At 48.1% G+C, this 17,034-nt stretch carries 15 protein-coding genes and 1 other annotated feature; all 15 genes read left to right on the forward strand.

From position 1 onward, the window contains the following. Positions 1-82: 82 nt before the first annotated feature. Positions 83-235 (forward strand): 50S ribosomal protein L33, encoded by a 153-nt coding sequence (gene rpmG / locus EDM56_RS29920; protein ID WP_281275003.1) that lies wholly within the window; start codon positions 83-85, stop codon positions 233-235. A 2-nt stretch (positions 236-237) separates the two neighbouring features. Further along, on the forward strand, positions 238-471 hold the full coding sequence (gene secE, locus EDM56_RS29925; protein ID WP_183192652.1) for a preprotein translocase subunit SecE: 234 nt from the start codon (positions 238-240) through the stop codon (positions 469-471). 46 nt (positions 472-517) lie between these two features. Beyond that, the gene (gene nusG, locus EDM56_RS29930) at positions 518-1,054 is read left to right on the forward strand and encodes a transcription termination/antitermination protein NusG (RefSeq protein WP_122921586.1); all 537 of its coding nucleotides are present in this window, start codon (positions 518-520) and stop codon (positions 1,052-1,054) included. A 202-nt stretch (positions 1,055-1,256) separates the two neighbouring features. Continuing rightward, positions 1,257-1,682 (forward strand): 50S ribosomal protein L11, encoded by a 426-nt coding sequence (gene rplK, locus EDM56_RS29935; protein ID WP_122921587.1) that lies wholly within the window; start codon positions 1,257-1,259, stop codon positions 1,680-1,682. A gap of 170 nt (positions 1,683-1,852) precedes the next feature. After that, positions 1,853-2,536: a 50S ribosomal protein L1 gene (gene rplA / locus EDM56_RS29940; RefSeq protein ID WP_122921588.1), complete on the forward strand. Its 684-nt coding sequence runs from the start codon at positions 1,853-1,855 to the stop codon at positions 2,534-2,536. 49 nt (positions 2,537-2,585) lie between these two features. Then, positions 2,586-2,738: a sequence feature (ribosomal protein L10 leader region), on the forward strand. Positions 2,739-2,763: 25 nt separating this feature from the next. Then, on the forward strand, positions 2,764-3,279 hold the full coding sequence (gene rplJ, locus EDM56_RS29945) for a 50S ribosomal protein L10 (RefSeq protein WP_122921589.1): 516 nt from the start codon (positions 2,764-2,766) through the stop codon (positions 3,277-3,279). A gap of 51 nt (positions 3,280-3,330) precedes the next feature. Then, a complete protein-coding gene (rplL, locus tag EDM56_RS29950) occupies positions 3,331-3,693 on the forward strand; it encodes a 50S ribosomal protein L7/L12 (protein ID WP_122921590.1) in 363 nt (120 codons plus the stop codon). 87 nt (positions 3,694-3,780) lie between these two features. Further along, positions 3,781-4,377 carry a class I SAM-dependent methyltransferase gene (locus tag EDM56_RS29955; RefSeq protein WP_122921591.1) on the forward strand — a complete coding sequence of 199 codons (597 nt, stop codon included), beginning with the start codon at positions 3,781-3,783 and terminating at the stop codon, positions 4,375-4,377. Positions 4,378-4,741: 364 nt separating this feature from the next. Further along, the gene (rpoB, locus tag EDM56_RS29960; RefSeq protein ID WP_122921592.1) at positions 4,742-8,281 is read left to right on the forward strand and encodes a DNA-directed RNA polymerase subunit beta; all 3,540 of its coding nucleotides are present in this window, start codon (positions 4,742-4,744) and stop codon (positions 8,279-8,281) included. A gap of 29 nt (positions 8,282-8,310) precedes the next feature. Next, positions 8,311-11,946, forward strand: coding sequence for a DNA-directed RNA polymerase subunit beta' (gene rpoC / locus EDM56_RS29965; RefSeq protein ID WP_122921593.1), 3,636 nt, complete (start codon positions 8,311-8,313; stop codon positions 11,944-11,946). 155 nt (positions 11,947-12,101) lie between these two features. Beyond that, complete coding sequence (locus EDM56_RS29970; RefSeq protein WP_122921594.1) at positions 12,102-12,356, forward strand: 50S ribosomal protein L7ae-like protein; 255 nt, start codon at positions 12,102-12,104, stop codon at positions 12,354-12,356. A 120-nt stretch (positions 12,357-12,476) separates the two neighbouring features. Further along, on the forward strand, positions 12,477-12,920 hold the full coding sequence (rpsL, locus tag EDM56_RS29975; protein WP_122921595.1) for a 30S ribosomal protein S12: 444 nt from the start codon (positions 12,477-12,479) through the stop codon (positions 12,918-12,920). Between the two features lie 60 nt (positions 12,921-12,980). Next, entirely contained in the window at positions 12,981-13,451 is a 471-nt protein-coding gene (gene rpsG / locus EDM56_RS29980) for a 30S ribosomal protein S7 (RefSeq protein ID WP_122921596.1), read from the forward strand. A 148-nt stretch (positions 13,452-13,599) separates the two neighbouring features. Continuing rightward, positions 13,600-15,678, forward strand: coding sequence for an elongation factor G (gene fusA / locus EDM56_RS29985; RefSeq protein ID WP_122921597.1), 2,079 nt, complete (start codon positions 13,600-13,602; stop codon positions 15,676-15,678). A 135-nt stretch (positions 15,679-15,813) separates the two neighbouring features. Next, entirely contained in the window at positions 15,814-17,004 is a 1,191-nt protein-coding gene (gene tuf / locus EDM56_RS29990; protein WP_122921598.1) for an elongation factor Tu, read from the forward strand. Positions 17,005-17,034: the final 30 nt, after the last annotated feature.

Here is a 17,034-nt window from a genome sequence, read left to right on the forward strand (position 1 = left end):
TACCGGAAGTTTGGCAATGTCGAATTTCCTACTGTTTTTTACTTTTTTATTACGTAATGTATCAGTTGAGATGGAGGTGGCAATGATGCGAGTAAATGTAACGTTGGCATGCACTGAGTGCGGAGAGCGTAACTATATCACCACCAAGAATAAGCGTACGAATCCTGAACGCATCGAGCTGAAAAAGTATTGCTCCCGCGATAAAAAGCAAACAGCACATCGTGAGACCAAGTAATTATGCAAGTCACGAAGTCTGGGGGTAGCTCTGTGAGTTTTCTTTCGAGGTTTCGTCGTTTTGGCGAATTCTTTGGTGATGTTTGGTCCGAATTGAAGAAAGTTCGCTGGCCGAACCGTAAAGAGCTCATCAATTACACAAGCGTCGTGCTCTTTACGGTAGTACTGCTAGCTGTGTATTTCTTTGTGATTGATTTGGGCATTTCGCGCTTAATCGATCTGATTTTAGGCAAGTAATATTTCAAGACCTGGGAGGGACGGACGGGTTATCGTCCTCGTGGATATGGAAAAAGCGTGGTATGTTGTTCATACGTACTCTGGGTATGAAAACAAGGTAAAAACGAATCTGGAAAAACGCGTCGAGTCGATGGGAATGGAAGATAAGATCTTCCGCGTTCTCGTTCCTACCGAAGAAGAGGTAGAAACCAAGGATGGCAAAAAGCGTACCGTCACCAAGAAGGTGTTTCCTGGATACGTCCTTGTTGAGATGGTCATGACCGACGACTCTTGGTATGTCGTACGGAATACCCCTGGAGTGACAGGCTTTGTAGGGTCCACGGGAGCCGGGTCCAAGCCGACCGCGCTGTTGCCGCAAGAGGCGGATGCCATCCTGCGTCACATGGGGATTGAGCAGCCGAAGGTCAGGGTTGATTTCGCGTTGCGTGATATGGTTCGCGTTAAGGACGGTCCGTTTGCGAACCGTTCTGGCGAAATCATCGAGATTCAGCCGGACAAGCAAAAGGTTCGCGTTCTTGTGGACATTTTCGGTCGAGAAACGCCGGTTGAATTGGATTTTACACAAGTTGACAAATTGGATTAGGATGCATCTTGAAAAGTATCTCCTAATATGATACATTTCAATTTGTTTAAAAGCGGTTTACGCCGTTTTTGGAATCCGCACCAATTTGCGGTTCCCACACTCTTGTATATAACTGAAAGTCCTACTACATAGGCTTTCTCGGAGCAAGTGGGAGGGGATTTTCCCCGCTAATTACCACAATAGATGTAAGGAGGTGTTTTACGTGGCTAAGAAGGTTATCCGCGTAATTAAATTACAAATCCCAGCAGGTAAAGCGAATCCTGCACCTCCAGTAGGTCCGGCTCTCGGTCAAGCTGGTGTAAATATCATGGGCTTCTGCAAAGAGTTTAACGCTCGCACAGAAAGCGAAGTAGGTATGATCATCCCGGTTGAAATCACCGTGTTTGAAGATCGTTCCTTCACGTTCATTACCAAAACTCCTCCAGCGGCTGTTCTGTTGAAGAAAGCTGCAGGCATCGAGTCCGGTTCTGGCGTGCCTAACAAAACAAAAGTAGCTACTCTGAAGCGTGATAAAGTTCGCGAAATCGCTGAACTGAAACGCCCAGACCTGAACGCTGCTGACGTTGAGGCAGCTATGCGCATGATCGAAGGAACAGCACGTTCCATGGGTATCGTTATCGTTGACTAATTAACGATAATCCGAGCGGGGTACGCTTGCGTGCCCCCCTCTTTTTGAGGGATGTCAAGACGTTGATCATAGAGTTTGAGATGACCGCTTGCGGTCAACAAAACGGTAGGTTACGTTTTGTTCTGTGGGAGGATTAAACCGCTACGACCACATTGAAGGGAGAATGCATGATGCCGAAACATGGTAAAAAATATCAAGAAGCGATCAAGCAGATTGATAAAAATAAAGTATACGAAGTAAACGAAGCGATCGAACTGGTTAAAAAAGTTGCGAGCGCAAAATTCGACGAATCCGTTGAAGCAGCTTTCCGTTTGGGTGTAGACCCTAAACGTGCTGACCAACAAATCCGTGGTGCTGTTGTTCTTCCTAACGGTACTGGTAAAGTACAACGCGTTCTCGTTTTCGCAAAAGGCGAGAAAGCGAAAGAAGCGGAAGCAGCAGGCGCTGATTATGTAGGCGATGCAGACATGATCGCGAAAATCCAAGGTGGATGGTTTGAATTCGACGTAGTAGTAGCTACACCTGACATGATGGGTGAAGTAGGTAAACTGGGTCGCGTATTGGGTCCTAAAGGTCTCATGCCAAACCCTAAAACTGGTACTGTTTCGTTCGATGTAACCAAAGCTGTTAACGAAATCAAAGCTGGTAAAATCGAGTACCGTGTTGATAAAGCAGGTAACATCCATGCGCCAATCGGTAAAGTTTCTTTCGAAGCAGAGAAACTGGCAGAGAACCTGGCTGCATTGACTGATGCGCTGAACCGTGCAAAACCGGCAGCTGCTAAAGGTGTTTACATGAAAAACGTAACGATCAGCTCCACTATGGGTCCTGGCGTACGTGTTGCTGTAAAATAATAGCACTTGACTTAATCGGATCAACCGTGATATGATTATTGCTGTTGATGAAACGAATAATGTCATGCCGTAGACCGAAGGTGCTTAGCTCGCAGAGCTAGCTTAATATCCCTCAGAGGCGTGTAATGGATACCAAAAAAGAGTTTTCTCTTTTGCGATACATTATGCCCTCGTGTCTACGAGGGCATTATTCATTGTTTGAGGAATTACGTACGGGAGGTGTAACCATGGCTGAAATTCGTCCAACCGTCATTCGCGAAGAGAAAGTACAAGCTATCAACGAGATCGCAACTAAATTGCGTGAAAGCCAAACGACAGTTGTTGCTGACTATCGCGGACTGACTGTAGCTCAAGTTACTGATCTTCGTAAGCAACTGCGCGAAGCAGGTATTGAATTCAAAGTTCTGAAAAATACCTTGACTCGTCTTGCTACGAAGCAAGAAGGTTTGTCTGATCTTGATGAACATCTGCTGGGTCCAAACGCAATCGCGTTTTCACCTAACGATCTGATCGCTCCGGCGAAGATCCTGGTAGATTTCGCAAAGAAAAACGACAAGCTGGAAGTAAAAGGCGGTATCATCGAGGGTAAAGTAGTTGGTGCTGAGGAGATTAAACAACTCGCATCCCTGCCATCCCGCGAAGGTCTGTTGTCTATGCTTCTTTCCGTTCTGCAAGCTCCTATGCGCAATGTTGCGCTTGCGGTTAAAGCTGTTGCAGAGCAAAAAGAAGAGCAAGGCGCTTAATTTAAAAAAGAAAAACGCGTTGGCGTTTTTATGAACAGGAGGATATTTAAGATGAGCAAAGAGCAAATCTTGGAAGCGATTAAAGGCATGTCCGTTCTCGAACTGAACGATCTGGTAAAAGCAATTGAAGAAGAATTCGGTGTTACTGCTGCTGCTCCAGTAGCTGTAGTTGCTGGTGGCGGCGCTGAAGCAGTTGCTGAGCAAACTGAATTCAACGTTAACCTGGTTAGCGGTGGAGCTTCCAAAATCAACGTTATCAAAGTTGTTCGCGAGCTGACTGGTTTGGGTCTGAAAGAAGCAAAAGACCTGGTAGACAACGCTCCAAAAACAATCAAAGAAGGCATTTCCAAAGACGAAGCAGAAGCTTTGAAAGCAAAATTGGAAGAAGCCGGCGCTACTGTAGAAGTAAAGTAATCGCTTCTTTTGTAAGATTGTTAAATCCCCTTGCCGGTGGCAGGGGGATTTTCAACGTACAGCTATATTTCGAAAGGTGTGTGCGCGTTGGCCGATCATTACTATACCCAAAAGCCTGGTGCAGCTCATGATGAGCGGATCTTTGATTTTGTATTACGCGACCATGAGTTCCGCTTCATGACAGACGCTGGAGTGTTTTCGCGTGACAGAGTGGATTTTGGCAGCTTGTTATTAATTGAAACGATGCAAATTTCCCAAACGGCGCGCGTGCTGGACGTAGGCTGTGGGTACGGGCCGATCGGACTCTGTGCAGCGAAATTGGCGAATCAGGGACACGTTACGATGATTGACGTAAATGAGCGGGCGGTCGGACTTGCGCGTGGGAATGCAGAGCGAAATCAGATCAAGAATGTAGAGATTCTGCAGAGTGACATTTACGAAGCAGTAAAGGGGCGCGTTTTTGATGTGATTTTGACCAATCCACCGATTCGTGCGGGAAAAGAGACTGTGCATCGCATCTTTACCGAGGGGCATGAACTGCTAAGTGAAGGCGGCGAAATGTGGGTCGTCATTCAGAAAAAGCAGGGAGCGCCGTCTGCCTTGAAAAAGCTGCAGGAGATTTACCAGGATGTTGAGGAAGTCGAACGCAGCAAAGGGTATTTCATTTTCCGTGCACGTAAGTAGAGTGAATGTGTAACTTACTCTTGACGCTAATTTTTGGTTGTGTTAGTATTATAAAATGTCAATATGGGTTATTTGTCATTTTTATGTAATTCCTATTTGAATCCGCATTTTTCTTTCTTTTTCTAGTAAAGGGAGGAATGTAGGTGTAAAAAGATGGGAATTCTTTTAGAATAGAGATTCTCTGGGTTAAAAATGAGGTTAACCATTTAACCCATTTTTATTTTTACAGATAGGAATTTAGTACCGTTCCTATCTAGCTTTAAGAAAACCACGACTCCGCTGAAAGACTTGGCGTAGCATGGTTTTCTCAGTATGAAAAGCGTTTTGCGTTTTTCATGTAACACAGACATGAGGGGTGAATGAGTTGGCAGGTAATCTGATTCAGTGCGGCCGACACCGCCAGCGTCGTACGTATTCACGTATTAACGAGGTGCTGGGTCTACCTAATTTGATTGAGATTCAGCAAAAGTCCTACCAATGGTTCTTGGATGAAGGTCTGCGCGAAATGTTCCAAGATATTTCGCCTATTCAAGACTTCACGGGCAACCTAGTTCTGGAGTTCATTGACTACAGCTTGGGTGAGCCGAAATACGATGTGGATGAATCAAAAGAACGCGACGTTACATTTGCGGCTCCACTTCGTGTGAAAGTCCGCTTGTTGAACAAGGAAACAGGCGAAGTGAAGGAACAGGAAGTCTTCATGGGTGATTTCCCACTGATGACTGAAACCGGTACCTTTGTCATTAATGGAGCGGAACGTGTAATCGTCAGCCAGCTTGTTCGTTCTCCTAGTGTTTATTATAACAATAAGATGGACAAAAATGGTAAGCAAACTTACACAGCTACGGTGATCCCGAATCGCGGAGCTTGGCTTGAGCTCGAGACGGACGCCAAAGATATCGTCTATGTCCGTATCGACCGTACGCGTAAAATTCCGGTGACGGTTCTTTTGCGTGCATTAGGCTTTGGTTCCGATGTGGAGATCCTCCAGCTGCTGGGTGAGGATGAATATATCAAAAATACGTTGGAAAAAGACAACACCGATTCGACCGAGAAAGCGCTCATTGAAATCTACGAGCGTCTGCGTCCGGGCGAACCGCCAACAGTTGACAATGCGAAAAGCTTGTTGGTGTCCCGTTTCTTTGATCCAAAACGTTACGATCTGGCATCTGTAGGTCGTTATAAAATGAACAAAAAGCTGCATATCAAAAATCGCTTGTACAACCAGCGCTTGGCTGAAACGCTTGTGGACACGAATACAGGCGAGATCATTGCGGAAGCAGGTCAAATCATCGATCGCCGTCTGCTTGATCGTATTTTGCCGATGCTGGAAGAAAGCGTGGGCTATATTGATGTGCGCACGCATGGTGGCGTCTTGGAAGAAGAGGCTGTGCGCCTGCAATCCATCAATATTTTCTCTCCGAATGAAGATGGCAAAGTGATTAAAGTCATCGGAAACGGCAATGTAGAAAAAACGATTAAAAACATCACGCCAGCGGATATCGTGTCGGCTATCAACTACTTTATCGACCTGCTCCACGGAGTGGGTACGACAGACGATATCGACCACTTGGGTAACCGCCGCCTCCGTTCCGTTGGTGAACTGCTGCAGAATCAATTCCGCATCGGTTTGTCTCGTATGGAACGCGTTGTGCGCGAGCGTATGTCGATCCAGGACCAAAACCAAATCACGCCGCAAGCCTTGATCAATATCCGTCCGGTTATTGCATCGATCAAGGAATTCTTCGGTAGCTCGCAGCTTTCCCAGTTCATGGACCAAACCAACCCGCTTGCTGAATTGACGCACAAACGCCGTCTGTCTGCACTCGGACCAGGTGGTTTGACTCGTGAGCGCGCTGGCTTTGAAGTGCGCGACGTTCACCACTCTCACTATGGCCGTATGTGTCCAATTGAAACGCCAGAGGGTCCGAACATCGGGTTGATCAACTCGTTGTCTTCCTTTGCGCGTATCAATGACTATGGCTTTATCGAAACGCCTCGCCGTAAAATCGACGCGGAAACCGGTCGTGTACTCAATGAAGTTGAATACCTGACGGCTGACGAGGAAGATGTCTATAACGTGGCGCAAGCGAACCAGCCATTGACTGAAGATGGCTTCTACGTGAATGAGATGGTTATCTGCCGTCGTAAAGGTGAGCCGTTAAGCGTACCTCGCGACAAGGTAGACTACATGGACGTTTCGCCAAAACAGGTTGTATCCGTTGCGACAGCGTTGATTCCGTTCCTTGAGAACGATGACGCCAACCGCGCGCTGATGGGTTCGAACATGCAGCGTCAAGCGGTTCCACTGTTGATTCCGCAGGCGCCATTCGTAGGTACAGGTATGGAACACAAAGCGGCGCAAGACTCCGGTGTTGCGATCGTTGCGAAATGGCCTGGCCAAGTAGAAAAGGTTACTGCCCGTGAAATTTTGGTGCGTCGTTACAAGGAAATCGACGGCAAAAAAATCGCAGGCGATCTGGATAGATATAAATTGCACAAATTCATTCGTTCCAACCAAGGAACGTGTATCAACCAACGCCCAATCGTTAAAGCAGGCGACTGGATCGTGCCGGGCGATATTATTGGGGATGGACCATCCACTGAGAAGGGCGAATTGGCCCTTGGACGCAACGTTATCGTCGCGTTTATGACGTGGGAAGGTTACAACTACGAAGATGCGATTTTGCTCAGTGAAAAACTGGTGAAAGACGATGTCTACACCTCGATTCACATCGAAGAATATGAGTCAGAAGCGCGCGACACCAAGCTGGGGCCAGAAGAAATTACCCGTGACATTCCAAACGTGGGTGAGGACGCTCTGAAAAACCTCGATGAGCGCGGTATCGTTCGCATCGGTGCGGAAATTCAAGACGGCGATATTCTGGTTGGTAAAGTAACACCTAAAGGTGTAACCGAGTTGACTGCGGAAGAGCGTCTGTTGCATGCGATCTTTGGTGAGAAGGCGCGCGAAGTGCGCGATACTTCCCTGCGTGTGCCACATGGCGGTTCCGGTATCATCGTGGACGTGAAAGTATTTACCCGTGACAACGGTGATGAATTGCCACCTGGCGTAAACCAGCTGGTACGTGTCTATATTGCACAAAAACGTAAAATCTCCGTCGGCGACAAAATGGCCGGACGCCATGGTAACAAAGGGGTTATCGCCCGGATCATGGCTGAGGAAGATATGCCATTCCTGCCAGATGGCTCTCCTGTTGAGATCGTATTGAACCCGTTGGGCGTTCCGTCGCGGATGAACATCGGTCAGGTTCTTGAGACTCACTTGGGCATGGCTGCCAAGGTCTTGGGCATCCACGTTTCTACACCGGTATTTGACGGTGCGCACCAAGAGGATGTCTTCAAGACGCTGGATGAAGCAGGTTTGGACCGCGATGGTAAAACGTTGCTGTTTGACGGTCGGACAGGTGAACCGTTTGATCGTCGGGTAACGGTAGGTTGCGTGTACATGCTGAAATTGGCTCACTTGGTTGATGACAAGATCCATGCGCGTTCTACTGGACCATACTCGCTCGTTACGCAGCAGCCACTGGGCGGTAAAGCGCAGTTCGGTGGTCAGCGTTTCGGGGAGATGGAGGTTTGGGCGCTCGAAGCATACGGGGCCGCTTATACCTTGCAGGAAATTCTTACTGTCAAATCGGATGACGTGGTGGGTCGCGTGAAGACCTATGAAGCCATCGTAAAAGGCGAAAACGTTCCAGAGCCAGGCGTTCCAGAGTCCTTCAAAGTATTGATCAAGGAACTGCAAAGCTTGGGTATGGACGTCAAGATCTTGTCCGGTGATGAGAAGGAAATCGAAATGCGTGAGATTGATGAAGAGGACGAAGGAACAGGTGAAAAACTGAATCTCGTACTCGAAACAGGAAGTATGGAAGAAGAGTAAGATTCCGTTGCAAAGGGAGGTAGTGCCCTGTGATAGATGTAAATAACTTTGAATATATGAAGATCGGTCTGGCATCGCCGGACAAGATTCGCTCTTGGTCATTCGGTGAGGTTAAAAAGCCGGAGACAATCAACTATCGTACACTGAAACCAGAGAAGGACGGTTTGTTCTGCGAGCGCATCTTCGGTCCAACGAAGGACTGGGAGTGCCATTGCGGTAAATACAAGCGCGTTCGCTACAAAGGCGTAGTCTGCGATCGATGCGGAGTGGAGGTTACACGCGCCAAAGTTCGTCGTGAGCGTATGGGTCACATCGAACTGGCGGCTCCTGTATCGCACATCTGGTATTTCAAAGGTATTCCTAGCCGTATGGGCCTCGTGCTTGACATGTCGCCTCGTTCGCTGGAAGAAGTTATCTATTTTGCTTCTTATGTCGTAACGGATGCTGGCGACACACCTTTGGATAAAAAACAACTCTTGTCTGAAAAAGAGTACCGTAACTATCGCGAGAAATACGGCTACTCGTTCCAAGCGATGATGGGGGCAGAAGCAATCAAGCGTCTGCTCGCTGAAATCGATTTGGATAAAGAAGTGGATTTCCTGAAAGAAGACCTCAAAACTTCCCAGGGGCAACGTCGCAACCGTGCGATCAAGCGCCTGGAAGTACTCGAGGCATTCCGCAACTCCGGCAACCGTCCTGATTGGATGGTGCTGGATGTATTGCCGGTAATCCCACCTGAATTGCGTCCGATGGTACAGCTGGACGGCGGACGTTTCGCAACCTCCGACCTGAATGACCTGTACCGCCGCGTAATCAACCGTAATAACCGCTTGAAGCGCCTGTTGGAGCTGGGAGCGCCTGATATTATCGTACAAAATGAAAAACGTATGCTGCAGGAAGCTGTGGATGCGCTGATCGACAACGGTCGTCGTGGCCGTCCAGTAACTGGACCAGGTAACCGTCCGTTGAAATCGCTCAGCCACATGTTGAAAGGGAAACAAGGTCGTTTCCGTCAAAACCTGCTGGGTAAACGCGTTGACTACTCCGGTCGTTCCGTAATCGTTGTCGGACCGAACCTGAAAATGTACCAATGCGGCTTGCCGAAAGAAATGGCGTTGGAGCTGTTCAAACCTTTCGTGATGAAAGAACTCGTCGCAAAAGGTCTTGCTCACAACATCAAGAGTGCAAAACGCAAAGTAGAACGCGTGCAGCCTGAAGTTTGGGACGTATTGGAAGAAGTCATCCGCGAACATCCGGTGCTTCTCAACCGCGCTCCTACCCTTCACCGTTTGGGTATTCAGGCATTCGAACCGATCCTGGTCGAGGGCCGCGCGATCCGTTTGCACCCGCTCGTATGTACAGCGTATAACGCTGACTTCGACGGTGACCAAATGGCCGTTCACGTGCCTCTCTCTGCTGAAGCACAAGCGGAAGCCCGCATCCTGATGCTGGCTGCGCAAAACATCCTGAACCCGAAAGATGGTAAACCGGTTGTAACTCCGTCCCAGGACATGGTGCTCGGTTCTTACTATCTGACGCTTGAGCGCGAAGGCGACAAAGGCGAGGGTAGCGTTTATCGTGATGCTCCTGATGCGATTGCAGCTTATCAAAACGGCTTTATCGGCTTGCATACGCGCATCGCGATTCCTCCGAAGAAATTGGGCAAAACATCGTTTACGGAAAAACAACTGGACGCACTGCTGGTAACAACTGTAGGGAAAATCATCTTCAATGAGATCTTCCCCCCAGAGCTGCCGTTCATCAATACACCAAGCAAGTCCAACCTGCAAACACAAGTGTCCGACGAGTTCTTTATCTTTGAGAAAGGTGCTGACGTCAAAGCATTTGTGAAGGCTCTTCCTGAGAACAGTGCAGTGAAGAAAGGCTTCCTTGGCACCATCATCTCCGAGTGCTTCCGCCGTTTCGGCACGATGTTCACATCGGTGATCTTGGACAAAATCAAGGAACTGGGCTTTACCTATTCAACAAAAGCCGGTATCACGATTGCCGTACATGATATCGTTGTGCCGGAGAAGAAAAAGGAAATTCTCGCGAAAGCGGATGAAGACGTTGCGAAGGTTATGCAACAATATCGCCGTGGTCTGATCACAGATGATGAGCGCTATGACCGCGTCATTTCCATCTGGTCCAAAGCGAAAGATCAAGTAACCGATGTATTGATGAAATCCATGGATAAGTTTAATGCGATCTTCATGATGGCCAACTCCGGTGCCCGCGGTAACGTATCGCAGATCACCCAGCTGGCCGGTATGCGCGGTCTCATGGCGAACCCAACTGGACGAATTATCGAGTTGCCGATCAAGTCCAACTTCCGTGAAGGTCTGACGGTATTGGAATACTTTATCTCTACGCATGGTGCGCGTAAAGGTTTGGCGGATACGGCACTGCGTACAGCTGACTCGGGTTACTTGACTCGTCGTCTGGTTGACGTAGCACAGGACGTCATTGTGCGCGATATCGATTGCGGTACGGATAAAGGGATTCGCGTTACGGCTATTCGCGACGGTAAGGAAGAAATTGAAAAACTGGCTGACCGTTTGATCGGACGTACGTGCTTTGAGACGGTTCGCCATCCGGAAACAGGAGAAATCCTGATTCATCGCAATGAAGAAATCACTGAAGAAATGACCGAAGAGCTGACTCGTTTGGGCATCACGGATGTTTACATCCGTAACGTTCTGTCTTGCCGTACCAGCCACGGGGTGTGCAAACGTTGCTATGGACGCAACCTGGCGACAGGTGCGGAAGTGGAGATCGGGGAAGCTGTCGGTATCATCGCGGCACAATCGATCGGTGAGCCTGGTACACAGCTGACCATGCGTACGTTCCATACCGGTGGGGTAGCTGGAGACGATATCACGCAAGGTTTGCCGCGTATTCAAGAGTTGTTTGAGGCGCGCAACCCGAAAGGTCAAGCGGTTATCACGGAAATCGATGGTGAAGTCGTTGATATCCGTGAAGGTAAAGACCGTCGTGAGGTCGAAGTCCGCGGTGACGCAGAGAACAAGGTATACCCTGCGCCATATGGTTCGCGTATCAAAGTAAGCGTCGGTGCCAAGCTAAATGCGGGTGATGAGCTGACCGAGGGTTCTGTTGACCCGAAAGAAATGCTTAAAGTTCGCGGCATGCGTGGCGTATCCAACTACATCCTGCAAGAAGTACAAAAAGTGTACCGTATGCAAGGGGTAGAAATTAACGATAAGCACGTTGAGGTAATGATTCGTCAGATGCTGCGTAAAATCCGTGTACAGGACAGCGGTGAAACCGATTTGCTGCCAGGATCCTTTGTGGAAGTAAATGAGTTCGAATTGGCCAACGCCAAAGTTCTCATGGAAGGTCGTAGTCCTGCTGTCGGCCGCCCTGTACTGCTCGGTATTACCAAAGCATCTCTCGAGACAGACTCGTTCCTTTCCGCGGCTTCCTTCCAGGAAACCACTCGCGTGTTGACCGATGCTGCAATCAAAGGCAAAGTCGACAAACTGCTGGGTCTGAAAGAGAACGTCATTATCGGAAAACTGGTTCCAGCCGGAACAGGTATGTCCCGTTACCGCAACACAAGCGTGCAAACGCTGGCTGACTATGAAGCTGGTGTGAATGGTCAGTCCGAGAGCGAACGTGAAGCAGTAACTGCGATCGAATCGTAATCAGGCTAGAAAAGATAGAGTTGCAAGGTGTTCTTCTCATAGGAGAATGAACACCTTGCAAAATTTCTTTTTGATAATGTGTTGACATTAGCCTATAAAGCTGATAAGATGTTCAAGTGCGCCTGATATTCTTTGCTTTGGAGGATATGAGAATCATGTCTTATGAAAAAGTAGAGCGGGCAAAAGAGTTAGCAATTGGGATTAACCAAACGATCAAAACGATTGAAGCTGACAAAGCTGAGGAAGTTTATATAGCCAAGGATGCGGAAAAACGTTTGACTCAAAAGATTGCTAACCTATGCAAAGAGAAGGGTGTTCCAGTCATTACCGTCGATTCCATGCGGCGCCTCGGCAAAGCATGTGGTATTGAGGTAGGCGCAGCATCAGCTGCGATCAAGAAAAACGGTTAACAATGTTTTTGTTGATAAGGTGCGCGTGCAGCTTGTCCGACAAAGACTTTCTATTTGACCAAAAATGACTCACCTGGATCTGTGGTCTTGAATGAAGGAAATCAGGAAGGAGGTACAAATATGCCTACAATGAACCAACTTGTTCGCAAAGGTCGCGAAGACAAAATCGTGAAGTCGAAGTCTCCTGCTCTCCAAAAAGGATACAACAGCTTCAAGAAGTCCCAAACGAACCAAAGCTCGCCTCAAAAACGTGGTGTGTGCACTCGTGTGGGTACAATGACACCGAAAAAACCAAACTCCGCGTTGCGTAAATACGCTCGTGTACGTTTGACTAACGGTATCGAGGTTACTGCCTACATCGGCGGTATCGGCCACAACCTGCAGGAGCATAGCGTCGTACTCGTACGTGGCGGTCGTGTAAAAGACTTGCCAGGGGTACGTTACCACATCGTTCGTGGTGCGCTTGACACAGCTGGTGTGAACAACCGTAAACAAGGTCGTTCCAAATATGGTACGAAACGTCCAAAACCAGGTCAAGCAGCTGCAGCAACAAAGAAAAAATAAGATCAAAGATCGGTTAGCGATCTGATTAGCTAAACATCAATCAAAGAAGGAGGGAACAAGATGCCACGCAAAGGTCCAGTTACGCGCCGCGACGTATTGCCAGATCCAATTCATAACAGCAAGTTGGTTACTCGTTTGATCAACCGTCTCATGTTGGATGGTAAACGCGGTACAGCACAAAATCTGCTTTACAGTGCATTCAACATCATCCAGGAGCGCACAGGTCGCAATCCGATGGAAGTGTTTGAAGAAGCTCTGAAAAACATTATGCCAGTTCTGGAAGTTAAAGCTCGCCGTGTCGGTGGTGCTAACTATCAAGTTCCAATCGAAGTAAAACCTGAGCGCCGTACGACGCTCGGTCTGCGTTGGTTGGTTAACTACTCCCGCAACCGCGGTGAGAAGACGATGGAACTGCGTCTCGCGAACGAAATCTTGGATGCAGCCAACAACACTGGCGCAGCCGTGAAAAAACGCGAAGACACTCACAAAATGGCTGAAGCCAACAAAGCGTTCGCGCACTATCGTTGGTAGAATCCAACGCAGGCGATCCGCTTTTATTCCACAAGAAACGTTTCGGCGTCTCTTGTGGAATTTGAATGTGACCGCTTGCTTTTAGCAAAAAACGGTCTCGACCGTTTTTTGCCTATTCTCACATACGAGTATGGAAGGAGCATACCTAATGGCTCGCGAGTTCTCTTTAGCGAATACGCGTAATATCGGTATCATGGCTCATATCGATGCTGGTAAGACCACTACTACCGAACGTATTCTCTTCTACACCGGTCGCGTTCACAAAATTGGTCAGGTGCACGAAGGTGCAGCTACCATGGACTGGATGGAACAGGAACAAGAGCGCGGTATCACGATTACTTCCGCTGCTACTACTGCTCAATGGGATGGTCACCGCATCAACATCATCGATACACCAGGTCACGTAGACTTTACCGTTGAGGTAGAGCGTTCCCTGCGCGTACTTGATGGTGCAGTTACCGTTTTTGACGCAAAAGGTGGCGTGGAACCGCAAACGGAAACAGTTTGGCGTCAAGCTGACCGTTACGGCGTACCGCGTATCTGCTACGTAAACAAAATGGACATCATCGGTGCTAACTTCGATATGTGTCTGGAACAAATCAAAAACCGCCTAGGTGCTAACCCGGTTGCAATCCAATACCCTATCGGTGCGGAAGACAACTACAAAGGTTTGGTTGATTTGGTCGAGATGAAAGCTATCATCTACACCGATGACCTGGGTAAAACTTCTGTTGCTACAGAAATCCCAGAAGATCTGAAAGAAAAATGCGAAGAACTTCGCTTGAAGCTTGTTGAAGCAGCTGCTGAGCAAGATGAAGAGCTGATGATGAAGTACCTGGAAGGCGAAGAGCTGACGATCGAAGAGATCAAAACAGCTATCCGCAAAGGGACAATCGCTGTAACATTGGTACCGGTACTGTGCGGTTCTTCTTACCGCAACAAAGGTGTTCAGCCAATGCTGGACGCAGTTGTAGATTACCTGCCAGCTCCAATCGATATCCCTGCAATCAAAGGTACTCTGCCAGATACTGAAGAAGAAACTGTCCGTGAATCTGACGACAGCGCACCATTCTCTGCGCTTGCGTTCAAAATCATGACCGACCCTTACGTTGGTAAATTGACATTCTTCCGCGTTTACTCCGGTACATTGAACTCCGGTTCTTATGTATTGAACTCTACAAAAGGTAAACGTGAGCGTGTAGGTCGTATCCTGCAAATGCACGCAAACCACCGCGAAGAAATCACTACGGTTTACTCCGGTGACATTGCGTCTGCTGTAGGTTTGAAAGATACAACAACAGGTGATACACTCTGCGACGAGAAAGCTCCGGTTATTCTGGAGTCCATGGTGTTCCCAGAACCAGTTATCTCTGTTGCCATCGAGCCTAAGTCCAAAGCGGACCAAGACAAGATGGGTATCGCTCTTTCCAAACTGGCGGAAGAGGATCCAACGTTCAGAACACATACCGACGAAGAGACTGGTCAAACAATCATCTCCGGTATGGGTGAGCTTCACTTGGAAATCATCGTTGACCGTATGAAACGTGAATTCAAAGTAGAAGCAAACGTAGGTGCTCCGCAAGTAGCATACCGCGAAACTTTCCGTCAGCCTGCTAAGGTTGAAGGTAAATTCGTCCGTCAGTCCGGCGGTCGTGGTCAATACGGTCACGTTTGGGTTGAGTTCGCTCCATTGGAAGCTGGTCAAGGTTTTGTATTCGAAAACAAAATCGTGGGTGGCGTAGTACCGAGAGAATACATCCCTGCTGTTCAAGCTGGTATTGAAGAATCCATGAAAAATGGTGTTCTCGCAGGCTTCCCGCTTGTAGATATCAAAGCAACAGTAGTTGATGGTAGCTACCATGACGTTGACTCCTCTGAGATGGCGTTTAAAGTGGCTGGTTCCTTGGCGCTGAAAGAAGCTGCGAAGAAATGTGGCGCGGTTCTACTTGAGCCAATCATGAAAGTTGAAGTACAAGTGCCTGAAGACTACATGGGCGATGTTATGGGTGACTTGAACTCCCGCCGTGGTCGCATCGAAGGTATGGAAGCTCGTGCAAACACACAAGTAATCCGTTCGATGGTACCATTGTCCGAGATGTTCGGTTATTCCACAGTATTGCGTTCCCGTACCCAAGGTCGCGGAACTTACTCCATGGAAATTCACCACTATGAAGAAGTACCGAAGTTCATCGCTGAAGAGATCATCAAGAAATCCAAAGGCGAATAGCTTCTTAATGTTTGACCCCTTTATCTTAAAGTAGGAAAGGTTTACAATATAGCTTGGATCAATATCCTTGGTTGAGTAGACCTTTCCAATCTATATACTTACTCAATTTCATTTTTTGAGGAGGATTAAACTCTCATGGGAAAAGAAAAGTTTGAACGTAATAAACCGCACGTAAATATCGGTACAATTGGCCACGTTGACCATGGTAAAACTACCCTGACTGCTGCTATCACAACTGTATTGGCGCAATCCGGTAAAGCAAAAGCTATGAACTATGCAAGCATCGACGCTGCGCCTGAAGAAAAAGAGCGCGGTATCACAATCAACACTGCACACGTTGAGTACGAAACTGACAACCGTCACTACGCTCACGTAGACTGCCCAGGCCATGCTGACTATGTTAAAAACATGATCACTGGTGCTGCTCAAATGGACGGCGCTATCCTGGTTGTATCCGCAGCTGACGGCCCAATGCCGCAAACTCGCGAACACATCCTGCTGTCCCGCCAAGTAGGCGTTCCTTACATCGTTGTATTCATGAACAAATGCGACATGGTTGACGATGAAGAGTTGTTGGAACTGGTTGAAATGGAAATCCGTGACCTGCTGTCTCAATATGAGTTCCCAGGTGACGACATTCCAGTAGTAAAAGGTTCCGCTAAAGAAGCCCTTGACAACCCAACTGGTGAGTGGGCACAAAAAGTAGTTGAACTGATGGACGCTGTTGACAGCTACATCCCAACTCCTGAGCGTGCAACTGACAAACCTTTCTTGATGCCTGTAGAGGACGTGTTCACGATCACTGGTCGTGGTACAGTTGCTACTGGTCGCGTTGAGCGCGGTATCGTTAAAGTCGGTGACCAAGTAGAAATCGTTGGTCTGGCTGAAGAAACTCGCACAACAACTGTAACTGGCGTAGAGATGTTCCGCAAATTGCTGGATCAAGCTCAAGCTGGTGACAACGTAGGCGCACTGCTGCGCGGTGTTGAGCGTAAAGACATCGAGCGCGGACAATGCTTGGCGAAACCAGGTTCCGTTAAGCCTTACTCCAAATTCAAAGCAGAAGTTTACGTTCTGTCCAAAGAAGAGGGCGGCCGTCACACTCCTTTCTTCGCTAACTACCGTCCACAATTCTACTTCCGTACAACTGACGTAACTGGTATCATCCAATTGCCAGAAGGCGTTGAAATGGTAATGCCAGGCGACAACACTGAGTTCACAGTAGAACTGATCTCCAAAGTTGCGATGGAGCAAGGTACTCGTTTCGCTATCCGTGAGGGTGGCCGTACTGTAGGTGCAGGCGTAGTAGCTTCTATCGTTGAATAATTGCTTTTCCCAAAACCCGACAGCTGTCAA

The organism is Brevibacillus fluminis, from assembly GCF_003710825.1.
Taxonomy (GTDB): Bacteria; Bacillota; Bacilli; order Brevibacillales; family Brevibacillaceae; genus Brevibacillus_D; species Brevibacillus_D fluminis.

Bases quoted from the DNA above. Each gene is read 5' to 3' on its own strand.
- rpmG (WP_281275003.1), top strand. From the start codon at position 83: ATGATGCGAGTAAATGTAACGTTGGCATGCACTGAGTGCGGAGAGCGT.
- secE (WP_183192652.1), top strand. From the start codon at position 238: ATGCAAGTCACGAAGTCTGGGGGTAGCTCTGTGAGTTTTCTTTCGAGG.
- nusG (WP_122921586.1), top strand. From the start codon at position 518: ATGGAAAAAGCGTGGTATGTTGTTCATACGTACTCTGGGTATGAAAAC.
- rplA (WP_122921588.1), top strand. From the start codon at position 1,853: ATGCCGAAACATGGTAAAAAATATCAAGAAGCGATCAAGCAGATTGAT.
- rplJ (WP_122921589.1), top strand. From the start codon at position 2,764: ATGGCTGAAATTCGTCCAACCGTCATTCGCGAAGAGAAAGTACAAGCT.
- rplL (WP_122921590.1), top strand. From the start codon at position 3,331: ATGAGCAAAGAGCAAATCTTGGAAGCGATTAAAGGCATGTCCGTTCTC.
- EDM56_RS29970 (WP_122921594.1), top strand. From the start codon at position 12,102: ATGTCTTATGAAAAAGTAGAGCGGGCAAAAGAGTTAGCAATTGGGATT.
- rpsL (WP_122921595.1), top strand. From the start codon at position 12,477: ATGCCTACAATGAACCAACTTGTTCGCAAAGGTCGCGAAGACAAAATC.
- rpsG (WP_122921596.1), top strand. From the start codon at position 12,981: ATGCCACGCAAAGGTCCAGTTACGCGCCGCGACGTATTGCCAGATCCA.
- fusA (WP_122921597.1), top strand. From the start codon at position 13,600: ATGGCTCGCGAGTTCTCTTTAGCGAATACGCGTAATATCGGTATCATG.
- tuf (WP_122921598.1), top strand. From the start codon at position 15,814: ATGGGAAAAGAAAAGTTTGAACGTAATAAACCGCACGTAAATATCGGT.